The 22884-nt window shown below is 52.8% G+C and carries 22 protein-coding genes and 1 riboswitch; of the genes, 13 read left to right on the top strand and 9 right to left on the bottom strand.

The features are described 5' to 3' along the window. Window positions 1–151: 151 nt before the first annotated feature. From ACO0LD_RS30075 to ACO0LD_RS30085, 3 genes are read left to right on the top strand one after another with little or no spacing between them, the layout of a single operon-like run. Complete coding sequence (locus tag ACO0LD_RS30075) at window positions 152–1903, top strand: ABC transporter ATP-binding protein (RefSeq protein WP_423012907.1); 1752 nt, start codon at window positions 152–154, stop codon at window positions 1901–1903. After that, complete coding sequence (locus ACO0LD_RS30080) at window positions 1893–3659, top strand: ABC transporter ATP-binding protein (RefSeq protein WP_423012950.1); 1767 nt, start codon at window positions 1893–1895, stop codon at window positions 3657–3659. Before ACO0LD_RS30075 ends, ACO0LD_RS30080 begins: the two co-directional genes overlap by 11 nt. A gap of 8 nt (window positions 3660–3667) precedes the next feature. Then, window positions 3668–5926 carry a penicillin-binding protein 1A gene (locus ACO0LD_RS30085; RefSeq protein ID WP_423012909.1) on the top strand — a complete coding sequence of 753 codons (2259 nt, stop codon included), beginning with the start codon at window positions 3668–3670 and terminating at the stop codon, window positions 5924–5926. A 25-nt stretch (window positions 5927–5951) separates the two neighbouring features. Here the strand turns inward: ACO0LD_RS30085 and ACO0LD_RS30090 are convergent, their stop codons facing one another. Continuing rightward, window positions 5952–6239 carry a hypothetical protein gene (locus tag ACO0LD_RS30090; RefSeq protein WP_423012911.1) on the bottom strand — a complete coding sequence of 96 codons (288 nt, stop codon included), beginning with the start codon at window positions 6237–6239 and terminating at the stop codon, window positions 5952–5954. Window positions 6240–6370: 131 nt separating this feature from the next. Here ACO0LD_RS30090 and ACO0LD_RS30095 point away from each other — a divergent pair, with 131 nt between their 5' ends. Further along, window positions 6371–6874, top strand: coding sequence for a hypothetical protein (locus ACO0LD_RS30095; RefSeq protein WP_423012913.1), 504 nt, complete (start codon window positions 6371–6373; stop codon window positions 6872–6874). Between the two features lie 33 nt (window positions 6875–6907). Here the strand turns inward: ACO0LD_RS30095 and metC are convergent, their stop codons facing one another. Next, window positions 6908–8134, bottom strand: a complete 1227-nt coding sequence (metC, locus tag ACO0LD_RS30100) for a cystathionine beta-lyase (RefSeq protein WP_423012915.1) — start codon at window positions 8132–8134, stop codon at window positions 6908–6910. A 180-nt stretch (window positions 8135–8314) separates the two neighbouring features. Between metC and ACO0LD_RS30105 the strand changes: the two genes are divergently transcribed. Further along, window positions 8315–8794, top strand: a complete 480-nt coding sequence (locus ACO0LD_RS30105; RefSeq protein WP_423012917.1) for an Lrp/AsnC family transcriptional regulator — start codon at window positions 8315–8317, stop codon at window positions 8792–8794. A 6-nt stretch (window positions 8795–8800) separates the two neighbouring features. Here ACO0LD_RS30105 and ACO0LD_RS30110 read toward each other — a convergent pair whose 3' ends face one another. After that, the gene (locus ACO0LD_RS30110) at window positions 8801–9583 is read right to left on the bottom strand and encodes an MBL fold metallo-hydrolase (RefSeq protein WP_423012919.1); all 783 of its coding nucleotides are present in this window, start codon (window positions 9581–9583) and stop codon (window positions 8801–8803) included. 217 nt (window positions 9584–9800) lie between these two features. Between ACO0LD_RS30110 and ACO0LD_RS30115 the strand changes: the two genes are divergently transcribed. After that, window positions 9801–10703, top strand: a complete 903-nt coding sequence (locus tag ACO0LD_RS30115) for an AEC family transporter (protein WP_423012921.1) — start codon at window positions 9801–9803, stop codon at window positions 10701–10703. A 68-nt stretch (window positions 10704–10771) separates the two neighbouring features. On the opposite strand, the gene metF is transcribed toward ACO0LD_RS30115, so the two are convergent. The 6 genes from metF to ACO0LD_RS30145 all read right to left on the bottom strand — a co-directional run bounded on the left by metF (window position 10772) and on the right by ACO0LD_RS30145 (window position 16779). Then, a complete protein-coding gene (metF, locus tag ACO0LD_RS30120) occupies window positions 10772–11599 on the bottom strand; it encodes a methylenetetrahydrofolate reductase [NAD(P)H] (protein ID WP_423012923.1) in 828 nt (275 codons plus the stop codon). Further along, a complete protein-coding gene (locus ACO0LD_RS30125; protein WP_423012925.1) occupies window positions 11586–11945 on the bottom strand; it encodes a phage holin family protein in 360 nt (119 codons plus the stop codon). The genes metF and ACO0LD_RS30125 overlap by 14 nt, the downstream gene beginning before the upstream one ends. Before the next feature lie 119 nt (window positions 11946–12064). Further along, window positions 12065–13492 (bottom strand): adenosylhomocysteinase, encoded by a 1428-nt coding sequence (gene ahcY / locus ACO0LD_RS30130; RefSeq protein WP_423012927.1) that lies wholly within the window; start codon window positions 13490–13492, stop codon window positions 12065–12067. 25 nt (window positions 13493–13517) lie between these two features. Continuing rightward, window positions 13518–13592: riboswitch (S-adenosyl-L-homocysteine riboswitch) on the bottom strand. Between the two features lie 107 nt (window positions 13593–13699). Then, a complete protein-coding gene (locus ACO0LD_RS30135) occupies window positions 13700–14170 on the bottom strand; it encodes a GNAT family N-acetyltransferase (RefSeq protein ID WP_423012929.1) in 471 nt (156 codons plus the stop codon). A gap of 51 nt (window positions 14171–14221) precedes the next feature. Continuing rightward, window positions 14222–14764, bottom strand: a complete 543-nt coding sequence (locus ACO0LD_RS30140) for an adenine phosphoribosyltransferase (RefSeq protein WP_423012931.1) — start codon at window positions 14762–14764, stop codon at window positions 14222–14224. A gap of 32 nt (window positions 14765–14796) precedes the next feature. After that, window positions 14797–16779, bottom strand: a complete 1983-nt coding sequence (locus tag ACO0LD_RS30145) for a monovalent cation:proton antiporter-2 (CPA2) family protein (RefSeq protein ID WP_423012933.1) — start codon at window positions 16777–16779, stop codon at window positions 14797–14799. Window positions 16780–16892: 113 nt separating this feature from the next. Between ACO0LD_RS30145 and ACO0LD_RS30150 the strand changes: the two genes are divergently transcribed. From ACO0LD_RS30150 to hpf, 7 genes are all read left to right on the top strand, one after another. After that, complete coding sequence (locus ACO0LD_RS30150; protein ID WP_423012935.1) at window positions 16893–17933, top strand: KpsF/GutQ family sugar-phosphate isomerase; 1041 nt, start codon at window positions 16893–16895, stop codon at window positions 17931–17933. Next, entirely contained in the window at window positions 17933–18466 is a 534-nt protein-coding gene (locus ACO0LD_RS30155) for a KdsC family phosphatase (protein WP_423012937.1), read from the top strand. Before ACO0LD_RS30150 ends, ACO0LD_RS30155 begins: the two co-directional genes overlap by 1 nt. Continuing rightward, complete coding sequence (lptC, locus tag ACO0LD_RS30160; RefSeq protein ID WP_423012939.1) at window positions 18463–19107, top strand: LPS export ABC transporter periplasmic protein LptC; 645 nt, start codon at window positions 18463–18465, stop codon at window positions 19105–19107. Before ACO0LD_RS30155 ends, lptC begins: the two co-directional genes overlap by 4 nt. Before the next feature lie 14 nt (window positions 19108–19121). After that, complete coding sequence (gene lptA / locus ACO0LD_RS30165) at window positions 19122–19691, top strand: lipopolysaccharide transport periplasmic protein LptA (RefSeq protein ID WP_423012942.1); 570 nt, start codon at window positions 19122–19124, stop codon at window positions 19689–19691. 1 nt (window position 19692) lies between these two features. Continuing rightward, the gene (gene lptB / locus ACO0LD_RS30170; RefSeq protein ID WP_423012944.1) at window positions 19693–20448 is read left to right on the top strand and encodes an LPS export ABC transporter ATP-binding protein; all 756 of its coding nucleotides are present in this window, start codon (window positions 19693–19695) and stop codon (window positions 20446–20448) included. 11 nt (window positions 20449–20459) lie between these two features. Next, window positions 20460–21950 carry an RNA polymerase factor sigma-54 gene (locus ACO0LD_RS30175; protein WP_423012946.1) on the top strand — a complete coding sequence of 497 codons (1491 nt, stop codon included), beginning with the start codon at window positions 20460–20462 and terminating at the stop codon, window positions 21948–21950. A 107-nt stretch (window positions 21951–22057) separates the two neighbouring features. After that, the gene (gene hpf, locus ACO0LD_RS30180) at window positions 22058–22405 is read left to right on the top strand and encodes a ribosome hibernation-promoting factor, HPF/YfiA family (protein ID WP_422948895.1); all 348 of its coding nucleotides are present in this window, start codon (window positions 22058–22060) and stop codon (window positions 22403–22405) included. The last annotated feature ends 479 nt before the right edge of the window (window positions 22406–22884 follow it).

Raw genomic sequence — 22884 nt, forward strand, 5'->3', positions numbered from 1 at the left:
GTCACACTGTATGTCTATACGAAAGTCTGCCGGGATGCGAGGCATTGAGGTCAAAGTTTGAGGATACTGTATCATTTCCTGCTTTGCCATCAATCGAGGACTTGCATTTGATGCATGCAACCATTTTCTGTCTTACTGGTCTGAACCATCTATGAGTCTGTACCAGCTTTTAGCACAATTTATCCGCCAGCACTGGCGTCAGTACATCAGTGCGGGCCTGATGCTGTTTGCCGTTGCCGTCATGACGGTGTTGATACCACGCCGTGTCGGTATGATTATCGATGGCATGGTGGCAAGGCGTTTTGACAACATAGGCCTGATGTGGGAATTGTCCTGGCTACTGGGCATGGGCCTGGCAATTTACTTCTTGCGGGTAGGCTGGCGCACGCAATTGTTTACCGCTTCTTATCAACTGGGCATGCAATTGCGTACCCAGTTATATCAAAGACTGAGCGTGCAGGGTTCGCGTTTTTTCCAACAGCAAAGAACTGGCGACCTGATGGCGCTGGGCACCAATGATGCTGACGCCATAGAACTGGCAGCAGGTGAAGCAGCTCTCGCCGGTTTTGACGGCAGCCTGACCTTTGCCCTGGTGATAGGCATGATGCTGCTGGGCGTGGACTGGCGGCTGGCGCTGGCGGCCTTGCTGCCCTTCCCTTTCATGGCCTGGGCCTTCAAGCATATTACCCATCATATACAGGATGCTTCACGCGATTCTCTCGACCGCTTCAGCAAACTCAATGACCAGGTGCAGGAAACCTTGTCTGGCGTGCGTACCCTGCGCGCCCTGGGCCTGGAACAACGCAGCGCAGCGCAGTTTGCCGAACTGGCAGAAAACGCTGCGGCGGCCAGCCTGAATGCCCAACGCTGGGAAGCTGCCTATGAACCGGCTGTGGGCCTGTCCCTGACTGCAGCCGGTGCGCTGACGCTGGGCGTCGGTGGTTACCTGGTCTGGCATGGTGAAATGAGTATCGGTGCGCTGACCAGTTTTTCCATGTATCTGGGACAGTTGATCTGGCCCATGTTTGCTGCGGGCTGGGTCTTGTCGCTGCTGGAGCGCGGCAAGGCAGCCTGGGCGCGGCTGGAGCCAGTATTGACGCAGGAGCTCAGTGTCAATGATGAAGGGAAAATGGACACGCCACCTGCCGGTGATCTGGTTGTAGAAAATGTCAGCTTTGCCTATCCGGGTCAGACCAGGCCAGCCTTACAAGACATCAGCCTGCGTATCGCACCGGGCCAGACCTTGGGCATAGTAGGCCCTACCGGCTCAGGCAAATCCAGCGTGGTGCGCTTGTTGCTGCGCCAGATCGAGGCAGAACAAGGCCAGGTGCAATGGGGTGGGCATGCGCTGGCAGACTACAAATTGCTAGCCTTGCGCCTGTCTATCAATTGGGTGGCGCAAGAGCCATTTTTATTCTCGGCATCGATTGCTGACAATATCTCGCTCAGCAATCCTGCTGCCAGCCGCGCCGAGGTCATGAAGGCAGCACAACTGGCATCGGTGGATGATGACATACAACGCTTCCCGCATGGCTATGACACGCTGGTGGGTGAGCGTGGCGTGACCTTATCTGGCGGCCAAAAACAGCGCGTGGCCATCGCCCGCGCCTTGTTGACGGCCAGCCCTTTATTATTGCTGGACGATGCCTTGTCAGCAGTCGATACGCAAACCGAAACGCATATCCTGCAACACCTGGCCGAACTGAGGCAGGAACATCCTGAACGCAGTGCCGTCATCGTCAGCCACCGTCTGAGTGCGGTGCTGGAAGCCAATCACATCCTGGTTTTGCGTGAAGGCAAAATCATAGAACAAGGCAATCACCAGGCCTTGCTGGACTTGAATGGCTGGTATGCAACGCAATGGCGTTATCAACAATTGGAAGCAAGCCTGGATGCAGCCTGATACGAAAAAATTACCCGCTGCCATGTCAGAAAAAAAACAGGCAGTGCATTTGCTGCTGCACGCAGCCCGCAGTGAAAAACACCATGTCTGGCTGGGTATCTTCTTTTTATTTATTGCTGCTGGCCTGGAGGCTGTTGGCCCCTTGCTGGGCAAAGCATTTATTGACCGCTACCTGTTGCCGCATCAGATGGATATGGGCATGGTCATAGGCTTGCTGGCTGCCTATGTGTTATCAGGCTGGGCAGCAACTTGGTTGCGCTACCTGCAATTGACCAGGCTGGCTGGCGTGGCCATGCGCTCAGTGCGGCGCTTGCGTGAACAAGTGTATGAACATGTCTTGCGCCTGCCCATGGCTTTTTTTGACAAGGCCATCACCGGGCAACTGGTGAGCCGCGTGACGAATGACACTGAGTCCGTCAAGAGCCTGTATGTGCAAGTCTTGTTCGTCATGCTCGACAGCACCATCGTCGTCATTGGTGCGCTGACTGCTATGGCCTGGCTGGAATGGCGGCTGATGCTGATCGTCATCATGCTAATACCGGCGGTCATCATCATCGTCTGGTTTTACCAGCGCTGGAGTGCGCCTGCTGTCAGCAAGGCGCGCCAGTTGCGCAGTGAAATCAATGCCCAGGTAGCAGAGAGCATCAATGGCATGAGCACGCTGCAAGCCAGCAATGCCGAGCGCCGCTTTGGTGAACGCTTTGCCAAGACCAACCAATTGCATTACGCCGCAAGACTGGATGAACTGCGCGCCAATGCCTGGTTGTTGCGCCCGGCACTGGACCTGATGAATTCGATCTTGCTGGTAGTGGTAATTTTCACTTTCAGCCAGCGCAGTTTTTCTGGTGTGGAGATAGGTGTGCTGTATGCCTTTGTCAGCTACATCGCCCGCGTAGTAGAGCCGCTGATACAAATCACCCTGCAGTTTGGCCAGATACAGCAAGCCGTGGTTTCTGCCGCGCGTGTCAACAAGCTGCTGAACGAACATCAGCATGTACAGGCCAGCAGCGATGCGCGCATTACTGACGGCCACCTGATGCTCGATAAAGTGAGTTTTGGTTATGATCCCGCACGGCCAGTCTTGAATGACTTTAGCCTGGATATTCCGGCGGGCAGTTTTTATGGCATCGTCGGCCATACTGGCAGTGGCAAATCCACCTTGCTGAGTCTCTTGCTGCGTTTTTATACGCCGCAATCTGGCCGCATGGAAGTCGATGGTCAGCCGCTGGCCAGCGTCACAGATGCGCACTTCCGCGAGAAGGTAGGGCTGGTACCGCAAGAGCCGTTTTTGCTGGCGGCCAATGCCCGCGAGAATATCGCCATGGGGCGTGACATCAGCGAGGCAGATATCATCGCTGCTGCCAAGGCGGCACACGTCCATGATTTTATTTTGCAACTGGAAAATGGCTACGATACGCCGCTGGGCGAAGGTGGCGCACGACTCTCCACTGGTCAAAAACAATTGCTGGCAATTGCCCGTGCGCTGGCTGGCAAACCCCGCATCCTGTTCCTGGATGAAGCGACCTCGCATATCGACAGTGAAACCGAACAAGTAGTCCAAACCGCGCTGACAGAATTGCGCGGCAAGGTCAGCATCATCGCGATTGCCCACAGGCTATCTACCATACGAGATGCTGACAGCATCATCGTGTTGAATCACGGCAAACTGGCAGAGCAAGGTAATCATCAAGAATTAATGCAAGTGGATCAAGGCATTTATCAGCGCCTGTATCTGCTGCAAACCCTGGAAGAGTAAGGAATAGCATGAAGAAATGGATAGTGTTTGGCATCAGCGTTGGTGTCACCCTGTTGCTGGCAAGCCTGGCCTTTGTATTTTTTGTCGTCGCACCAGGTCTGCCGACACTGGAAGCGGTTACCGACTACCGCCCCAAGATCCCGCTGCGCATCTACACGGCAGACAATGCCCTGATCGGTGAGTTTGGTGAAGAGCATCGCGACTTTGTACCCATCAAGCAAATCCCTGCTGTCATGAAAAACGCCTTGCTGTCGATAGAAGATGCGCGCTTTTATGAACATGGCGGCATCTCATTCATCGGTGCCGGGCGCGCCATTTTGGCTGACTTGCGCGGTGGTTTTCATCAGGGTGCATCGACCATCACCATGCAGGTGGCACGTAATTTTTTCCTGACCAATGAAAAATCGGTAGAACGCAAAATGAAAGAAATTTTGCTGACTTACCGCATAGAAGATGCATTGACTAAAGACCAGATCCTGGAACTGTATATGAACCAGATTTTTCTGGGCAAACGCAGCCATGGTTTTTCCAGTGCAGCAAAAACCTACTTTGGCAAATCGCTTGATCAACTGACGCTGGCAGAAGCCGCCATGCTGGCGGGTGTGCCGCAAAACCCGGTGCGACATAATCCCGCCGTCAATTTTGAAAAAACCAAGCAAAGACAGTTGCTGGTCTTGAAGAGCATGGTCAGGAATGGTTTCATCACGGAAGCTCAGATGGAAGTCGCAGCCAAGGAAGACATCAAGGTCATCAAAGGCCAGCAATTCGATGCCCATGCTGACTATGTGGCCGAGATGGTACGCCAGAGTATTTATGCGCAATACAAGGAAGATACTTATACCAAGGGTATCAAGGTCTACACCACCATCAACAAGGCCGAGCAGGATGCCGCTTATGAAGCCGTGCGCCGCAACATCATGGCCTATGACCAGCGCCATGGCTATGACGGCCCGGAAGCCCATATAGACTTGCCAGCAGATGAAGATGAACGCGACGATGCGATAGACCAGATCTTGCGCAAGCATCCTGACAATGACAAGGTATTGGCCGCCGTCGTGACCCAGGTGTCCAGCAAGATCGTCAAGGCTGAACTGCAATCTGGCGACAGCATAGAAATCACTGGCGATGGCTTGCGCTTTGCTGCAGCAGCGTTGACAGAAAAAGCCAAGGCGGGCATCAAGATACGCCCTGGCTCTGTCATCCGCGTAATGCAGGACGCAAAAAAACGCTGGGCGATTACACAAATACCTGAAGTCGAAGGTTCATTCGTGGCGCTGAATGCGGACGATGGTTCTTTCCGCGCCATGGTGGGTGGTTTTGATTACAACCGCAAGAAATTCAACCATGTGACCAGCGCCTGGCGTCAGCCTGGTTCCAGCATCAAGCCCTTCATTTATTCTGCCGCTCTGGAAAAAGGTTTTTACCCTGGCACCCTGATCAATGACGTGCAGCTCTCGGAAACATCAGACAGCAATCTGCGGTGGGACCCGCGTAATGATGACGGTAAATATGACGGCCCCATCAGCATGCGCACAGCACTGGCGCAATCCAAGAACGTGGTGTCGGTGCGTATCTTGAAAGCCATCGGCGTCGATCATGCCAAGACATGGTTACCACGCTTTGGCTTTGACAAGGACAAGCACCCTGCCAACCTGACCATGGCACTGGGTACCGGTTCAGTGACACCCTTGCAACTGGCATCGGCTTATGCGGTATTTGCCAATGGCGGTTATGCGGTCAACCCCTGGCTGATCAGCAAGGTGGTGGATGGCAAAGGCGTCGTGCTGTTTGAAAACAAGCCACCTGCCAAAGCGCAGGAAGAGTCACGTGTCATCGATGCCCGCAATGCCTACATCACTGACCAGATGTTGCGTGAGGTGGTGCGCAGCGGCACAGGTGCCAGCGCCACGGCGAAACTTGGTCGTCGCGACCTGGCAGGTAAGACAGGTACCACCAGCGATGCCGTCGATGGCTGGTTTGCCGGTTATGCAGCAAACGTGGTGGCCGTGGCCTGGATGGGTTATGACGACCCCAAAAGCCTCGGTGGCCGTGAATTTGGTTCTACCCTTGCCCTGCCTATCTGGATAGATACCATGCGCGTGGCGCTGGCTGGCAAGCCTGAAGTCGCGCGCGCCGTGCCTGAAGGCATCAGCAATGCCGAGGGTGACTGGATGTTTAATGAATTCCTGAACGGTGCTGGTGTGCGAACCCTGGATATGGGGGATGCGCCGGTGGCAGACCCGGCAGCGAATTCGGCCACGCAGTAGTCAGCATAGCCCCACGCATACACCATTACAAACAAGCACAAGCAAGCACATATTGCAGCCACATAGAAAAAGCCCGCAGATCGCTCTGCGGGCAAGTATCCCGACCTTTGGAGGTAAAACATTTCAGGATGGGCGCATGGTAGTGGCTGGACATGACAGGCGCATGACAAATCATGGTCACCATAAAAAAAGCCCGCTGGCAGAGGCCAGCAGGCTTGAAATCCTGACCGGGAACGGGAGCAGGATGGCGGTAAAACCTTGCATTGCACTTGCTTGTGTCGATCACCAGGTTGCCAATCAACTTGGCAGACAAGCTGGCCTTCAGCCTGCATTACACTTCTATTCATCAAACAGAGCGCAAAGCACCCTCTTATTCCGCGCCTGAAACACCTTGCACATTTTGTAGACTCGTCTGCATCCCTTTACACAATGTCAGGTTAAGAGATGACTACTTCCTACCGCCCGCAAAGGTCTTTGCCACGCGAACCGCAATTCATGCATGGCACGCCTGGTACCATCTATATTTTGCAAAACGATGGCTTGCGCCAGGGTTTATACAAGATCGGTGCGACCCGCCGTTCTGGCGTCTCCAAGGCCATGGAACTCAACCGTGACCAGCAGCAACTAATTCCCGGTCAGTATGAATGCGCGTTCGAACTGCATACCAAGGATTGCGGCCAGGCCCTTGATGAAATCCTGAAACTGTTCCAGCATGAGCGCCGCGGCAAGCGTGGGGATGAGTTTTATGAATTCGATCTCGACGCCGCCGCCGGGAAAATCGCCAATATCATTGCCACCATCAACCGCCAGGGTCTGATACGCCAGCAACACACTCTGTCCATGATGCGTCACCTCGAACCGGACGAACCCAGCACCAGCAATGCCGAAGCCTTCACCCCACCGCCTTCTGGCATATTCAAGAAGGCGATAGCCTGGGTGAATAGCTGAACTAGTGGGCTGTATTTCAACTCAGTATTTCAACTACACCACGGCCTTCAAATAATTACGCTCACGTCCTGCATCCTTGTCCTTGCGCAGGGCTGCAAAACCCTGATCAAGGTCCGCCAGTAAATCCTGTACTGCTTCCAGACCCACATGCAGGCGCAACATCGGTGCCTGCCATTTGGCGGCATTAACGCTGCGGTAAGACGCCGGGTTGGTCGGCAAGATCAGGCTCTCGAAACCACCCCAGCTAAAACCGATGCCGAACAGGCGGGTGCGGTCTATCATTGCAGCGACTTGCTGCTCAGTGATGTCGGCACGAAATACTGCGCCCATCAGGCCGCAGGCATATTCCGCTTTGAAATCACGCTTCCACAATTCATGGCCAGGGCTGCCTGGCATGGGTGGGTACAAGACCTCGGCCACTTCTGGCTGTTCTTTCAACCAGCGTGCGACCACATGGGCGCTTTCCCTGTGTGCAGCCAGGCGTGCTGCCAGTGTGCGCAAGCCGCGCAAGGCCAGTGCTGCATCGTCTGCACCTATGGTCATGCCTAGCTGGCGATAAGTATTGCGGATGCGCTCTTCCAGTGCTGCCGTGGTCAGGATCGCCCCCATCAGGGCATCAGAATGACCGACGATGTATTTGGTGGCGGCATGGATGGAAACATCGATGCCCAGCTCAAATGAATCCCAGCCTATCGGGGTGGCCCAGGTGGAATCAGACACCACCACAGCGCCGCGCGCATGGGCGGCGGCGGCGATGCCGGGAATATCTTGTATTTCAAACGTCAGGGAGCCCGGCGACTCAACAAAGATCACCTTGGTATTGAATTGCATGAGATCGGCAATGCCACGGCCCACCAGCGGATCATAATAAGTCGTGGTGACCCCCATCTGTTTCAACATGCCATCACAAAACAAGCGGGTTGGATCATATACGGTATCAACCATCAGCAAATGGTCACCAGGCTGCAGCAGCGCCAGCAGAGTAGTGGTGACGGCTGACAAGCCTGATGGTGTCAGCATGCAGGCGGCAGCGCCTTCGGCAGCGCACAGGGCCTGTTCCAGCGCCTGCGTGGTTTCATTACCATGGCGGCCATAGGCGCGGCGTGTGCCGCAGGCGTTCTTGAGGGAGGCAACATCAGGAAACAACATGGTCGATGCCCGTACCACGGACGGGTTCACAAAAGCCGCATGGTCCTTGCCCTTGCGACCGGCATGGGTCAGGCGGGTGGAAGTTTGTAATACTGGCTCGACGATAATCATGATGATTCCTTTGTTATTTCTATGCATTAGCTGATTGCTACCCTGGTTCACTATCCGTAAAGACCATGATCACGTCAGGGTGGTACCAGACATATCCTAGCAACAGCACATAAGAATTTTTTACCAAATTATTCAAGGATTTGTGCTATTTTTAGAAAAATTTCCTACAAATTAGAAAATATGGACAAAATTGATCTAGAAATCCTGAATATCTTGCAGAAAGATGCTTCCATTGCACTGGCTGACCTGGCACAGGCCGTGCACTTGTCGGTCACACCCTGCTGGCGGCGCGTGCAAAAACTGCAAGAAGATGGGGTGATCAGGCAGCAGGTAACCTTGTGCGACCCGGTCAAGCTGAACCTGGGCTTGACGGTCATGGTGGCGCTGAAGGCAGCCCAGCATAATGAAAAATGGATGCAGCGTTTTATTGCTGGCGTGGGGGCGATACCAGAGATCGTCGAAATCTTGCGCATGAGTGGCGAGATCGACTACCTGTTGAAAGTCTATGTACCCGATATGGCAGGCTTTGACCAAGTCTATAAAAAGCTGGTGAAGGTAGCGGACTTGCAGGATGTCAGCTCCAGCTTTGTGATGGAAGTCATCAAGAACACCACGGCATTGCCGTTGAATTATGCGGTATTGAAAAGTGGTAAAACCTAGGCTTGTTTATCCACGGAAGCGGTAGTGTTCTTGCGTGAACAAGTCTATGCCGCATTGCAGGTTTTCTATCCAGTCCAGAAAAGCCGTGATCGCTTCACGACCCACGAAGTAGCGGCCATGCTGAGGCACCAGCATACTGACATCCATTTGCCTGACCATGTTTGCCCACAGGCGGCAAACCTTGTTGGACACCATATAGCGTTTGTGAAAACCGCTCATGGTGTGGACATGATCCAGGAATTGCGCCTTGGTGGTGATTGCCGTTTCTATGTCATGCGCATCCACCATGGAAGCACCCATATCACCAGAAAACAGTATTTTTGATTTGCTGTCGTAGAACTGGAAATTGCCTTCTGCATGCAGGAAATGTGCAGGCACGGCATGGATGATGGTGTCGCGCAAACGCACAGGCATGCCTTCATCGGGGATGCCGACGATGCGGCCCTCTGCACGGTTCAAATTACAAAAATGCGGGACAAACCGTGACCACAGTTTGGATACATACAAATCACAATTCGTACCCATGAGCCACTTGTCGAGTGCGCCGATAATGTCGGGGTCCTGATGCGATGCGAACAAATACTTGAGGTCTTTCTTGGGCAGATACTTATGCAGACTCACCAGCAGCGCGTTGTAAGTCAGATTACCTGAGGGATCTATCAGCGCGCCCTCACCTTCCGATACAACAAGGAATTGATTGGCCTGGACGGCATGGTCTGCAGTGTCATCCAGCAGATCATTAAACATCACGCAGATGTGTTTGCCATCATTAAAAAGTTCTATCGCCAATTGATCCCCGCATACCATAGGTGTGAGTCGCAATTATAAGAAAACTGGCAAACCAGCCCTTGACATGGATCAAGGGTAGAGAAAGCTTTTGGCTAATGCCGTTCACATGAAATCTTGTCATCTGTGTTTACTGCCACAGCGCGAGCCCTGCAAAACCGCTACACTCTGGCTAAAAGAAGTAAAACAATTTCATCTGATTTTTCTGACAAGCGCACGCATGATAGAACGCATACTTTCCATCATCTTTCCTGTGTTCATTATCATAGGTCTGGGCTATGCCTATGCACGACGCAAGGGTCCGGCAGCAGCAGCAGATATGGTCTCGGTCAACCGCATCAGCATGGATGTGCTATGCCCCTTGCTGATCTTTACTGCGCTGGCGGGCAAGGACTTTGATGTCGCCCACAACCTGTGGCTGATACTGGCGGGCGTGTTGATCGCGCTGGGTTCAGGTTTATTGGCCTGGCCCGTCGCACGACTGCTGGGTTACGACGTGCGCAGCTTCGTGCCACCGATGATGTATAACAATTGCGGCAATATGGGTTTGCCACTGGCGGCGCTAGCCTTTGGCACCAGCGGCCTGTCGGCTGCGGTGGCGCTGTTCATGGCTTGCAACCTGGTGTATTTCACGGTGGGCATACGCATCATCCAGCATGGGCATCCTGATCACCAGGACAATCCCTGGCGCTTTCTGTTAAGTCCGATGATGCTGGCGATGGCAGCAGGCATGCTGTTCGCGATCTTGCATATTCCCTTGCAGCCTACGCTATTTCTGGCTTTGAAAATGACAGGTGACGCCTGCATCCCCATCATGCTGTTTGCGCTCGGCGTGCGCATGCTGGATATCAATTTCGCCAGCTGGCGCATAGGCGTGGCGGGTGCCATCGTCTGCCCGCTGGCAGGTTTGCTGGTGGCAGGGGTACTGGAATTTATCTTGCCGCTAACGGCAACCCAACGTGGCCAGATGTATCTCTTTGCCGCCCTGCCACCGGCAGTATTTTGCTTCATGGTGGCGGAGCAATATAAACAGGAACCGGACAAAGTGGCATCTATCGTTTTGCTTGGCAATGCTGCTGCCCTGCTGTTTGTGCCTTTGGGTTTGTGGCTGGGCTTGCGTTAAACTTTGTCCCAATAAAAAATCCCCGGAAAATGATGTCTTCCGGGGATTTTTTTGTACAGTCGCTTATATCAAGCTAAGCGCTGCCAGATCGCTGTTGTCGCAGCTGCCTGGTTCAAGGAATAGAAATGCAAACCCGGTGCACCACCTGCGAGCAGGCGCTCGCACATGGCAGTCACTACATCCAGGCCAAAGGCTTTGATCGATGCTGTATCGTCGCCATAACTGGCCAGCTTCAAGCGTATCCAGCGCGGGATTTCTGCGCCGCACATTTCAGAGAAACGCTGTAACTGTGTGCTATTGGTGATAGGCATGATACCTGCCACGATAGGTGCAGTTACACCCGCCTTGCGCGCTTCTTCAACAAAGCGGAAGTAGGCATCAGCATTATAAAAATACTGGGTGATCGCAGCATTGGCACCCGCATTCATCTTGCGCACAAAGCTGTTCAAATCATCTTGCGGCGAACGCGCCTGCGGATGCATTTCAGGATAGGCTGCCACTTCGATATGGAACCAGTCACCGGTCTCGGCACGGATAAATTCGACCAGTTCATTGGCATAACGGAATTCACCCCCCATGCCATAGCCGCTGGGCAAATCACCACGCAAGGCGACCAGGCGGCGGATATCATTGGCCTTGAATTCATTCAAGATGGTACGAATGGATTCATGGGTGCCGCCAACGCAGGACAGATGCGGCGCAGCATCATGGCCTTCACGGCGTATCTCGGTTACGGTATCGAGCGTACCCTGCTGGGTAGTGCCGCCAGCACCAAAAGTAACAGAGAAATATTTGGGTTTAAGTTCGGCCAGCTTGGCCCTTGTGACACGCAGCTTTTCCGTGCCTTCCGCCGTCTTGGGCGGAAAAAATTCTATGCTGAAATTAGGCGTCTTCATCTTTTTTATTTTGCAACAATAAGGTCGAAAGTGCCCAGGAAATCACGCTGTATAACAAAGCCCCACCAACTGCAGCCCAGAAGCCGGTAACGTGAAAACCATCCACCATATTTGCCACGCCCCAGAACATCAGGCCATTAATGACAAAGATAAACAGGCCCAGGCTCAATACCGTTGCAGGTAATGTCAGTATTAATATAATAGGACGGATGATGGTATTGACCAGGCCCAGCACCACAGCCACGACCAGTGCCGTACCAAAAGTGTCGATTTGCACCGACGAAATGAGGTAAGGGATCGCCAGCAAAGCCAGCGCATTGACCAACCAGGTTGCCAGTAAACGCATACATGCTCCTGTCTGTAGAGAGATGAAACTGTAGCCACAAGATACAGCTTCATTGCACACCTGCCCAGATCAACGAGCTTCAAACTACAAGCTGCAAACCTGGACAGGCGCTTTAGTGATTAATAACGATAGTGATCTGGCTTGTAAGGGCCGTTTTGACTCACGCCGATATAGGCAGCCTGTTCATCTGTCAGCACGCTGAGTTGTGCATTGAGTTTTTTCAATTGCAGACGGGCGACTTTTTCATCCAGGTGTTTAGGCAAAGTGTAAACGCCTACTGGATATTTCGCTGTGTTGGCAAACAATTCGATTTGCGCAATGGTCTGGTTGGCGAAAGAAGAACTCATGACATACGATGGGTGGCCAGTACCGCAACCCAGGTTTACCAAGCGACCTTCTGCCAGCAAGATGATGCGTTTGCCGTCAGGGAAAATCACGTGGTCAACTTGTGGCTTGATGTTTTCCCAGGTGTATTGCTTCAATGCGGCGACGTCGATTTCATTATCGAAGTGACCGATGTTGCAAACGATGGCCTGGTCTTTCATCTTCAGCATATGTGCATGGCTGATGACGTGGTAGTTACCTGTCGTCGTCACGAAAATGTCGCCATGTTCAGCAGCATATTCCATGGTCACGACACGGTAGCCTTCCATCGCTGCCTGCAATGCGCAGATAGGATCGATTTCAGTTACCCATACCTGAGCAGACAAAGCACGCATGGCTTGCGCAGAGCCTTTGCCTACATCACCGTAACCGGCGATAACGGCAACCTTGCCAGCGATCATGACGTCAGTTGCACGCTTGATGCCATCAACCAGGGATTCGCGGCAGCCATACAGATTGTCGAACTTGGACTTGGTGACGGAATCATTGACGTTGATAGCAGGGAAAGCCAGCTTGCCATCTTTGTGCATCTGGTACAGGCGGTGTACGCCTGTCGTTGTTTCTTCTGTCACGCCCTTGATTTCTGCCAGGCGTTTGGAGTACCAGGTACCATCAATCGCCAGGTGTTTTTTGATCGCATTGAACAGGCAGATTTCTTCTTCTGAACCTGGATTGGCCAGCACAGAAATATCTGTCTCAGCACGTGTACCCAGATGCAGCAACAATGTCGCGTCGCCGCCATCATCAAGAATCATGTTGGAATAGCCGCCGTCTTTCCATTCAAAAATACGGTGGGTGAAATCCCAGTATTCATCCAGGTTTTCGCCTTTGAAAGCAAACACTGGTGTGCCGCCGGCAGCAATCGCTGCGGCTGCGTGATCTTGTGTAGAGTAGATATTGCAAGATGCCCAGCGCACTTCTGCACCCAGGGCCAGCAGTGTTTCGATCAATACGGCAGTCTGGATAGTCATGTGCAGGGAACCGGTGATACGGGCACCCTTCAATGGTTGAGTAGCCGCGAATTCTTCACGGATCGCCATCAGGCCTGGCATTTCTGTTTCAGCAATGCGGATTTCCTTGCGGCCCCAGTCAGCCAGACTGAGGTCAGCAACGAAAAAATCTTGGGAAGCAGTATTGGATGTGTTTGCTACGACGGCGTTCATCACGCCCTCCTTTCTAATGAAAAAAGTAACGTGAGCGCGGTTATGGATATCCCAAGCCTGGCAAAAACTTGTAGTTTTCGTCGCAACGCTCCTTGGAAGACTTGAAGTATAGCGCAGCTCAGGCATTTTTGCTGATTTCTTGCGCTGTCAAATAAATAAGCAAATAAATAAGCAAATTAATCAGCAAAGAAATCAGCAAAATCACTGTCAGGGCTGGTTTTCCGGCAGGCTCAGTTGCTTTTCAAAGCAGACAGCCTCTGCCTTGCCCACATATTTGCCAAAATTGGGGATACGCTCATAGCCGTGTTTTTCATAAAAGGCAACGGCCCGCTGGTTGACGAGGCGGGTTTCCAGACGCAGTCTCAGGTAACCATATTCTTGGGCGGCAGCTTCCAGATGTGTCAATACAGCAAGGCCCACACCCGCTACCTGCGCATACATGCGTTTGACTTCCGCCACGCCCTCGCCCATGGGGCGAAAAGCGCCGCAGCCCACTGCCTTGCCATCTGCATTACGTGCCAGCACAAACAAGGCACCGGGCACGCGCACATCCTGCATGTCAAATGAAGAACGGCCACTGTCACCGGTGATAGCTGCCAGGCTTGCAGACAGTTCATCCAGTAAAACAGCGGCCTCGGGCAAGGCGGGGTCAACGGCGGCTATATGATAAAGACTCATGTGGGCGAAAGCTTTTCACATATTTTGCAGCTTATTGATTAATGGCCATCATTAATGACCATCAAAATTACAGACGGTGAACAGCGGCAGGCCGCTTTCCTGGATGATTTTTGAACCACCCAGTTCAGGCAAGTCAACGATGACAGCGCCTTCCACTACGGTTGCGCCCAGGCGTTCCAGCAATTTCTTGCCCGCCATCATGGTACCGCCAGTGGCGATCAGGTCGTCAATGAGGACTACGCGGTCACCTTTTTTGCATGCGTCGGAATGCAGTTCTACCGTTGCGCTGCCGTATTCCAGCTCGTATTGTTCAGATACGGTATGGAAAGGCAACTTGCCTTTCTTGCGAATAGGCACAAAGCCCAGGTTCAGCTCATACGCCACTACAGAGCCGATGATAAAACCGCGTGCATCCAGGCCAGCCACGACGTCGAGCTTTTCATCCATGTAGCGGTGCACGAACATATCAATCAGCACACGGAATACTTTAGGATTTTGCAACAAAGGGGTAATGTCGCGGAACATCACACCTGCTTGTGGCCAGTTTTCCACCGTGCGTATATGTTGTTTAATGTATTCGGCCGGATTCAACATCGAGCATGTCCTTCAAATTTTAAAATAACCCGCTATTTTAACAGCCGCTGCTCTGCTCTAGCGACTGCTTCGGAAGTTCCCCTGACAACGACCACGTCTCCATTCTGTAAAACGATGTCATCCAGATGATCAAGCCTGGCTTTACCGCGCCGTACGGCATGGATATCGACTTCAAATTCTTCCAGCTTCAAGTCTGCCAAATGCAAACCCAGTGCATTGGCACGTTCGGTCAGTACTACGGTATGCAAGCGTATCTGCATGCTTTCCGGACTGTCGGCAGCATCACTGGCACCATGGAAAAAGCCGCGCAGGGATTCATAGCGCGCCTCACGTGCCGCCTGCACCCTGTGCACCACGCGCCGCAAAGGCACGCCCAGCATGACCAGGGCATGGGACGCCAGCATCAGGCTGCCTTCCATGAGTTCTGGCACCACTTCAGTGGCACCTGCCGCCCTGAGTTTATCGAGGTCTACATCATCATGGCTGCGCACAATAACAGGCAGACTGGGGTTCATCTCATTAACGAAATGCAAAACCTTGAGAGCGGATGCCGTGCTGGTGTAGGTCACCACCAGTGCCGAGGCGCGGTTGACACCCGCCGCCAGCAGGCTTTCACGTCTTGCGGCATCCCCATACGAGACATTGGCACCAGCAGTCTGGGCTTCCCTGACGCGGTCAGGGTCCAGATCGAGGGCGTGATAATCAATATTTTCTTCTGCCAGGATACGCGCCAGACTCTGGCCGCTACGGCCAAAACCGGCGATGATCACATGCTTCTTGGTGGTCATGGTACGTGCCGCAATCTGGGTCAGGGCCAGCGATTGCATCATCCATTCATTGGCAGAGAATTTCATGACAATGACATCTGACTTGGCCAGGATGAAAGGCGAGATCAGCATGGAAATCACCATCGATGCCAGGATCAGTTGTACCAGCATGGGGTCTACCAGTTGCAAGCCACCTGCCTGGTTCAGCAGAACGAAACCAAATTCACCGGCCTGCGCCAGACCCAGGCCCGTGCGCAGGGCAACGCTGGTGGAGTTGCCAAAAGCCCTGGCCAATGCAGCAATCAGCACCAGTTTCAACAAGACCGGCCCGGTCAGCAGCAATAACACCAGCCAGAATTGCTCATACACCAGCCGCACATTGAGCAACATGCCAACGGTAATAAAGAACAGCCCCAGCAAGACATCGCGGAAGGGCTTGATATCTTCTTCCACCTGATGGCGGTATTCAGTCTCTGAAATCAGCATGCCAGCAACAAAGGCACCCAGCGCCATCGACAAACCGGCTTTCTCCGTCAGCCAGGCAGCGCCGAGAGTAATGAACAAGAGATTCAGCATGAACAACTCTTGCGAACGCCGCTTGACCACGATATGAAACCAGGCGCGCATGAGTTTTTGCCCCACCACCAGCAGCAAAACCAGCACGACGATCGCTTTGCCACTCGCCAGCGCCAGCGTCTTGCCCAGGTCAGGGGACTTGGATGCCAGCGCCGGTACCAGTATCAGCAACGGCACCACGGCCAGATCCTGGAACAGCAGCACGCTGATAATCTGCCTGCCATGCAGGCTTTCCAGCTCCAGCCTCTCTGTCAGCATTTTGGACACAATCGCTGTCGATGACATGGCCAGCGCGCCACCAAGGGCGAATGAAGCTTCCCAACTGATCTGGAATAATGTCGGCAGCCAGCGGCTGGCTACCCAGCCAAATACCATACTGGTCAGTATGGTGGCCAGTACCTGCGCCATGCCCAGGCCAAATACTGCCTTGCGCATGGCCATGAGTTTGGACAGGGAGAACTCCAGCCCTATGGAAAACATCAGGAAGACCACGCCAAATTCAGCCAGTTCATGGGTAACGGCGCTTTCTTCTGCCATGCCGAAGCCGTGGGGACCTATGAAAATACCAACCACCAGATAACCCAGCATGGGTGGTAGTTGCAGCATACGGAATGCGACCACGCCCAATACGGCAGCAGCCAGCAATAAAAGTGTGGTGTCCAGTCCTGTCATGTCGCCTATTATTGCCGATTTATAGCCCTGCTATCCTGCTTTTGGGCAAACATAATTCATTACGTTACAACTGGCAAAGTTTTTGCTTTGAGGATTTCGTTTATACTTCCGGCATGAATGAACTGAATGCACCTTTATCTTTTAAACAAGCTCCCACGACAGACGCGGCTGTCGCAGCACAGCGCGCCCTGAAACTGGCTTGTGAAACCCTGCAAATCGAGGCTGATGCCTTGCTTGCCTTGCAAAAACGCCTGGGTAATGGCGATGCTGCCGGATTCGCACAGGCAGTCAGCATGTTGCTGGCATGCCACGGTAGGGTCGTGGTTTCTGGCATAGGCAAGTCTGGTCATATTGCGCGCAAAATTGCGTCGACCTTTGCCTCTACCGGCACCCCATCGTTTTTTGTCCATCCGGCTGAGGCTGCCCATGGCGACCTGGGCATGGTCACTTCTCAGGATGTGTTTATCGCCATCTCTTATTCTGGCGAGGCATCTGAACTGATGTCCATCCTGCCTATCATCAAGCGTCTGGGCGTGAAACTGATCGCCATGACCGGCAACCCGGAATCCAGCCTGGGCAAGCTGGCTGATATTCATTTGAACCTGCATGTAGACAAAGAAGCCTGCCCGCTGAACCTGGCACCAACGGCCAGCACCACAGTCACACTGGCGCTGGGCGACGCCCTGGCGGTGGCGGTACTGGATGCACGCGGCTTTCGTGAAGAAGACTTTGCCCGCTCCCACCCTGGTGGATCACTCGGTCGCCGTCTGTTGACGCACGTCAGGGATGTGATGCGGACTAATGGAGACATCCCGCAAGTCGGCCCGGAAACAAGCCTGAAAACTGCGTTGCTGGAAATCACAAAAAAAGGCATGGCAATGACTGCCGTGGTGGATGAACAGCAGCAGGTGCTGGGCATTTTCACTGATGGTGACTTGCGTCGCCTGATGGATGGCACGCGTGATTTTACCCAGTTGCGCATTGCCGATGTCATGAACCACAGCCCGCGCCGCATACGTCCGGAACAATTGGCCGTCGAAGCCGTCGAAGTCATGGAAACTTACCGCATCAACCAGTTGCTGGTCGCTGACGACAGCGGCAAACTGGTGGGTGCCTTGCATATACATGACCTGACCAGGGCCAAGGTGATTTGATGAATAATTCTGTAGATTCTGTAGAACGAGCCAGCAAAGTCCGGCTCATGATCTTTGATGTAGACGGTATTTTGACCGACGGCAGCCTGTATTTTGGCCCCGAAGGTGAAACGATGAAGTGTTTTAACGTGCTCGATGGGCAAGGTATCAAACTCTTGCAACAGGCAGGCATCATCACGGCCATCATCAGTGCGCGGCAATCGGCCATCGTCAGCAAGCGTGCGGCTGACCTTGGCATCAGCCATGTCAGCCAGGGCGTCCATGACAAGAAAAGCGCATTCCTTGAACTGCTGGCGAAGCTTGATATCCCTGCGCAAGACTGCGGCTTTATCGGTGACGATGTGATTGATTTGCCAATACTGACAAGAGTTGGCTTTGCTGCCAGCGTACCGAATGCCCATGCCGAAGTCCAACAACGCGTGCTATACATTACCAAAGCCACTGGCGGCCAGGGTGCCGCGCGCGAAGTCTGCGACTTCATCCTGCGTGCCCAGGGTAAATATGAACAGGCTTTGCAAGCATATCTGACATGAAATCCCACATGACCATAGACCGCTTCCGCATCTGGCTGGCCGTGATCCTGCTGGGTGTCCTGACCCTGGGTACTATCTGGGTCATGGAGGTCATACGCCGTAATGCCAACGACGAGCAAAACCGCAGCTCGGCCAGGTCAGCGCCTGATTATTATGTAGAGAAATTCAATTTCATACGCCTGTCGAATAATGGCAAAGCCAATTACCACATCACCGGCGACAGCCTGGTGCATTTGCCGCGTACTGACAATATAGAAATCAAGCACCCGCAAATCAACAGCTTTGACCAGGACAGGCCGCCCCTGCACCTGCGTGCTGACCTGGCCGTGGTGTCACAAAAATCATCGCTGGTCACACCCAGGCGCGAGCATGATGAAGTTCACCTTCATGATCATGTCAGCATGGAAAGGCCAGAGGGCCTGAGCTCACAATTCGTGCGCGTGGAATCAGATTATCTCTTGCTACTGCCGGATGATGATATCGTGAAAACCGACAAGCCAATATTGATCACGACCGGCAAAGCGGTATCCACGGCGACTGGCATGATTGCCAATAATTCTACCCAACATCTGTCGATGCTGAGCAAGGTTCACATTCAACTCAAGAAGCGTGAAGCAGCTCCCAAAGCAGACAGCAAATAATCAAGAAAGCGAATATGCGTATGATCAATACACCATTCAGCGTCGCCCGCTTATTTAGCCTGGCCTGCCTGAGCCTGGCCTGTGTTTCTGCCCATGCAGAAAAGGCCGACAGTAATAAAGAGACCATCATCGAAGCCGGTTATGGCGAGAGTGATGGCAAGACCAGTGTGCGCAGACTGTCCAAGGGTGTCTCGCTGGTGCGCGGTACACTGAACGTCAAGGCAGAAAATGCCGTCGTCACCGAAGGCCCGAATGGCGATCAGTTTGTCGTCCTGACTGGCGGCAGTAACCGCAAGGTCAGCTTCCGCCAAAAACGTGATGGCGGCCCTGATCTGTGGGTAGATGGCGAAGCTGACCGTGCCGAATACAATCAAAGTACAGAAATCGTCAAATTCATTTCCAAGGCCAAGGTGCGCTACCTGGAAGGCAAGCGTGTCACCCAGGAACAAGAAGGCGAATACCTGTCTTACGATAGCAAGAATGACTTTTTCATCGGCACCAACTCGACCAGTGGCCAGCATGTGGATGGTTCTGGCAGCCTGAAAATCATCTTGCAACCAAAACCAGAAAAACAGGCTAATTAAGATGACAGTACAGTCCAGCAGCACCTTGCTCGTCAAGGGCCTGCAAAAGCGCTATGGCGCGCGCCAGGTGGTGCGCGATGTTTCCCTGCTACTGAAAAGCGGTGAAGTAGTGGGTTTGCTGGGGCCGAATGGCGCAGGCAAGACCACCTCGTTTTACATGATCGTTGGACTGGTACCTTCCGACGCCGGGGATATCACGATTGATGATGTGAATATTTCACAACTGCCTATCCATGAGCGGGCGGTACTGGGTTTGTCTTATCTGCCGCAAGAAGCTTCGGTATTTCGCAAGCTGACGGTGGAAGACAATATCCGCGCCGTACTCGAATTGCAAAAAGACAGCGAAGGCAAATATCTTGGTGCCAAGAAAATTGAGCAAAGGCTCAATGCTCTGCTGGCAGATTTGCAGATAGAAAAAATACGCGAGAGCCAGGCGCTGTCACTTTCAGGTGGCGAACGCCGCCGGGTAGAGATTGCCCGCGCTCTGGCCACCAACCCCCGCTTTGTGTTGCTGGATGAACCCTTTGCTGGTGTTGACCCGATTGCCGTGATCGAGATCCAGCGCATTGTGCGCTTCCTCAAGGAACGCGGCATAGGCGTGTTGATCACGGACCATAATGTGCGCGAGACCCTGGGTATCTGTGATCACGCTTACATCATTAATCAAGGCGCGGTACTTGCCAGTGGCAAGCCTGACGACATCATACAAAATGAATCTGTACGTCGCGTTTATCTCGGAGAACATTTCCGGATGTGACGGGAATCATCATGAAACAAAGCCTGCAACTACGTACCTCACAACATCTGGCCTTGACGCCGCAATTGCAGCAATCAATACGATTATTGCAGTTATCGACTTTGGAATTGCATCAGGAGCTGGAGACGCTGCTGACTGACAATCCCATGCTGGAACGCGTCGATGATCCGCTCGACCACGCCGTGCGCCTGCTGGCCGACGGTGCCATCAATACCAGCAGCACTTCTGCCGATGCCGGCATGGAAGCACCCGCAGCAAGAGAAGACAGTGACAGGGCTGCTGAACCAGTGGCGGCTGATGCTGAAACCGTCATCAGCAATGACAGCACTACCTCCAGTGAAGAAGACTGGGGCTTTGATGACGTGCAGCATGGCAGCAAATCAGGCGATGATGAAGATGGCCGCCCGCAACTGGGCGCAGCCCATGTCACCCTGCGTGAACACTTGCTGGAACAGATGCGCCTGAACCTGCGCGAACCACGTGACCGCGCCCTGGTCGAGCTGATGATAGATGCGCTGGACAGCAATGGTTACCTGACTGAAACACTGGATGAAATACATGCCAGTTTGCCACTGGAACTTTGTGTAGAACCAGAAGAGCTGGCTTTTGCCCTGAACATGCTGCAAAGCTTTGACCCGGCTGGTGTCGGCGCACGCAGCCCCTCAGAGTGCCTGGCATTGCAAATCAGGCGCTTGCCCAAGATCGCTTTTGTCACGCGCAGGCTGGCGTTGCAAATTGTTGAAACGCAACTGACTTTATTTGCGCAAAGAGATTTCACCAAACTCAAGAAAATCCTCGACTGTGATGATGAAGATTTGCGCGATGCACAAACTGTCATCCGCATGTGCAAACCCAGGCCCGGCATCGCTTTTGCTGCCGATGAATCTGACTATGTGGTGCCAGATGTCATCGTCAGAAAATCGGGCAATGGCTGGCAAGTCATGCTGAATCAGGACGTCATGCCCAGGCTGCGGGTAAGCAGCATGTATGCCAACATCATGAAACAAAACCGCGGCGAAGCAGGCATGGGCGCACAGCTACAGGAAGCGCGCTGGCTCATCAAGAACATGCGGCAACGCTTCGAGACCATATTGCGCGTTGCACAAGCGATAGTCGAAAGGCAACGCAATTTTTTCACGCATGGTGCTGTTGCCATGCGCCCCCTTGTTTTGCGCGAAATTGCTGATACACTAGGATTACACGAGAGCACTATCTCACGTGTTACAACTCAAAAATACATGTTGACCCCACATGGCATGTTTGAGTTGAAGTACTTTTTCGGCAGCCATGTCGCGACGGAAACAGGGGGTGAAGCATCTTCCACCGCGATACGTGCACTCATCAAGCAGTTGATAGGAGCAGAAGACCAGAAAAGCCCACTCTCTGATAGCAAAATTGCAGACATGCTGGGTGAACAGGGCATGGTAATTGCCCGACGGACAGTTGCCAAATACCGTGAAGCCCTGAAAATCCCCCCAGTCAGTTTGCGTAAATCTTTGTAAGCAGTCCTTGTAATCACGGTTTGAATTGCTATATATGATTTAGCTCAAGGCAAATAAATGCCATGCGCTTATTGTTAAAGCAAGTAACATCACTATAGGAGCACAGTATGAATCTCACCATCAGTGGACACCACGTCGAAGTAACTCCTGCAATTCGTGAATATGTACATACCAAACTAGAACGTATCAGGCGGCATTTCGACCAGGTCATTGATATCGCCGTCATCCTGACGGTGGACAAGCTCCGGGAAAAGGAAAAACGACACAAAGCCGACATTAATTTGCATATCAGCGGTAAAGATATCCACGTTGAAAGTCTGGCGCATGATCTGTATGCAGCAATCGATGCACTGGTAGACAAACTTGATCGCCAGGTCATCAAGCATAAAGATAAAATGCAAGACCATCAGCACGACGCCATCAAGCACATACCTGATCCGGCCTCGGCTTCATAAGACCCCAGTCCTTACCCGAACAGGGTTGTGGACATCCAAAACAAGGACGCTAGAAGGCGTCCTTTTTGTTGGGTGAATGGTTTCTTGTAGGTCTAGTTTCTGACATTTAAAATAAATAATTTACTTTTATTGTCGTTTGTCACATACGCTGCTTAACAAGCTGCGAGTTAGTTGATTCACGGCATTTTTATTATCGTCATTCCAGCGTGCTGTTAGCTGGAATCCAGTGGCGTTCGTTGCATGCCGTGTTATTTGTTACATGCCGTGCGTTGATTAAAAAGATTCCACTCCGTGGATACAAGCCGGGTCTCGGCCCGGCAGCCGAAATACTTTCTTTGCGTCGCCAAAGAAAGTATGTAGTGGTCTAATTTGCCAGGACAGTGAAATAAGAGGAAACTCAATCTCAAAGAGGCCTCAACATGATGAAAAAGCACTTCGACACACCACTCAAACTAGAAGTGGTAAAGATGGTGAAAGAA

This window comes from Undibacterium sp. Ji83W (assembly GCF_049340385.1).
Classification (GTDB): Bacteria; Pseudomonadota; Gammaproteobacteria; order Burkholderiales; family Burkholderiaceae_D; genus Undibacterium.

Excerpts from the sequence above, each read along its gene's own strand:
- ACO0LD_RS30075 (WP_423012907.1), top strand. The coding sequence starts at position 152 with ATGAGTCTGTACCAGCTTTTAGCACAATTTATCCGCCAGCACTGGCGT.
- ACO0LD_RS30080 (WP_423012950.1), top strand. The coding sequence starts at position 1,893 with ATGCAGCCTGATACGAAAAAATTACCCGCTGCCATGTCAGAAAAAAAA.
- ACO0LD_RS30085 (WP_423012909.1), top strand. The coding sequence starts at position 3,668 with ATGAAGAAATGGATAGTGTTTGGCATCAGCGTTGGTGTCACCCTGTTG.
- ACO0LD_RS30095 (WP_423012913.1), top strand. The coding sequence starts at position 6,371 with ATGACTACTTCCTACCGCCCGCAAAGGTCTTTGCCACGCGAACCGCAA.
- metC (WP_423012915.1), bottom strand. The coding sequence starts at position 8,134 with ATGATTATCGTCGAGCCAGTATTACAAACTTCCACCCGCCTGACCCAT.
- ACO0LD_RS30105 (WP_423012917.1), top strand. The coding sequence starts at position 8,315 with ATGGACAAAATTGATCTAGAAATCCTGAATATCTTGCAGAAAGATGCT.
- ACO0LD_RS30115 (WP_423012921.1), top strand. The coding sequence starts at position 9,801 with ATGATAGAACGCATACTTTCCATCATCTTTCCTGTGTTCATTATCATA.
- metF (WP_423012923.1), bottom strand. The coding sequence starts at position 11,599 with ATGAAGACGCCTAATTTCAGCATAGAATTTTTTCCGCCCAAGACGGCG.
- ACO0LD_RS30125 (WP_423012925.1), bottom strand. The coding sequence starts at position 11,945 with ATGCGTTTACTGGCAACCTGGTTGGTCAATGCGCTGGCTTTGCTGGCG.
- ahcY (WP_423012927.1), bottom strand. The coding sequence starts at position 13,492 with ATGAACGCCGTCGTAGCAAACACATCCAATACTGCTTCCCAAGATTTT.
- ACO0LD_RS30135 (WP_423012929.1), bottom strand. The coding sequence starts at position 14,170 with ATGAGTCTTTATCATATAGCCGCCGTTGACCCCGCCTTGCCCGAGGCC.
- ACO0LD_RS30140 (WP_423012931.1), bottom strand. The coding sequence starts at position 14,764 with ATGTTGAATCCGGCCGAATACATTAAACAACATATACGCACGGTGGAA.
- ACO0LD_RS30145 (WP_423012933.1), bottom strand. The coding sequence starts at position 16,779 with ATGACAGGACTGGACACCACACTTTTATTGCTGGCTGCTGCCGTATTG.
- ACO0LD_RS30150 (WP_423012935.1), top strand. The coding sequence starts at position 16,893 with ATGAATGAACTGAATGCACCTTTATCTTTTAAACAAGCTCCCACGACA.
- ACO0LD_RS30155 (WP_423012937.1), top strand. The coding sequence starts at position 17,933 with ATGAATAATTCTGTAGATTCTGTAGAACGAGCCAGCAAAGTCCGGCTC.
- lptC (WP_423012939.1), top strand. The coding sequence starts at position 18,463 with ATGAAATCCCACATGACCATAGACCGCTTCCGCATCTGGCTGGCCGTG.
- lptA (WP_423012942.1), top strand. The coding sequence starts at position 19,122 with ATGCGTATGATCAATACACCATTCAGCGTCGCCCGCTTATTTAGCCTG.
- lptB (WP_423012944.1), top strand. The coding sequence starts at position 19,693 with ATGACAGTACAGTCCAGCAGCACCTTGCTCGTCAAGGGCCTGCAAAAG.
- ACO0LD_RS30175 (WP_423012946.1), top strand. The coding sequence starts at position 20,460 with ATGAAACAAAGCCTGCAACTACGTACCTCACAACATCTGGCCTTGACG.
- hpf (WP_422948895.1), top strand. The coding sequence starts at position 22,058 with ATGAATCTCACCATCAGTGGACACCACGTCGAAGTAACTCCTGCAATT.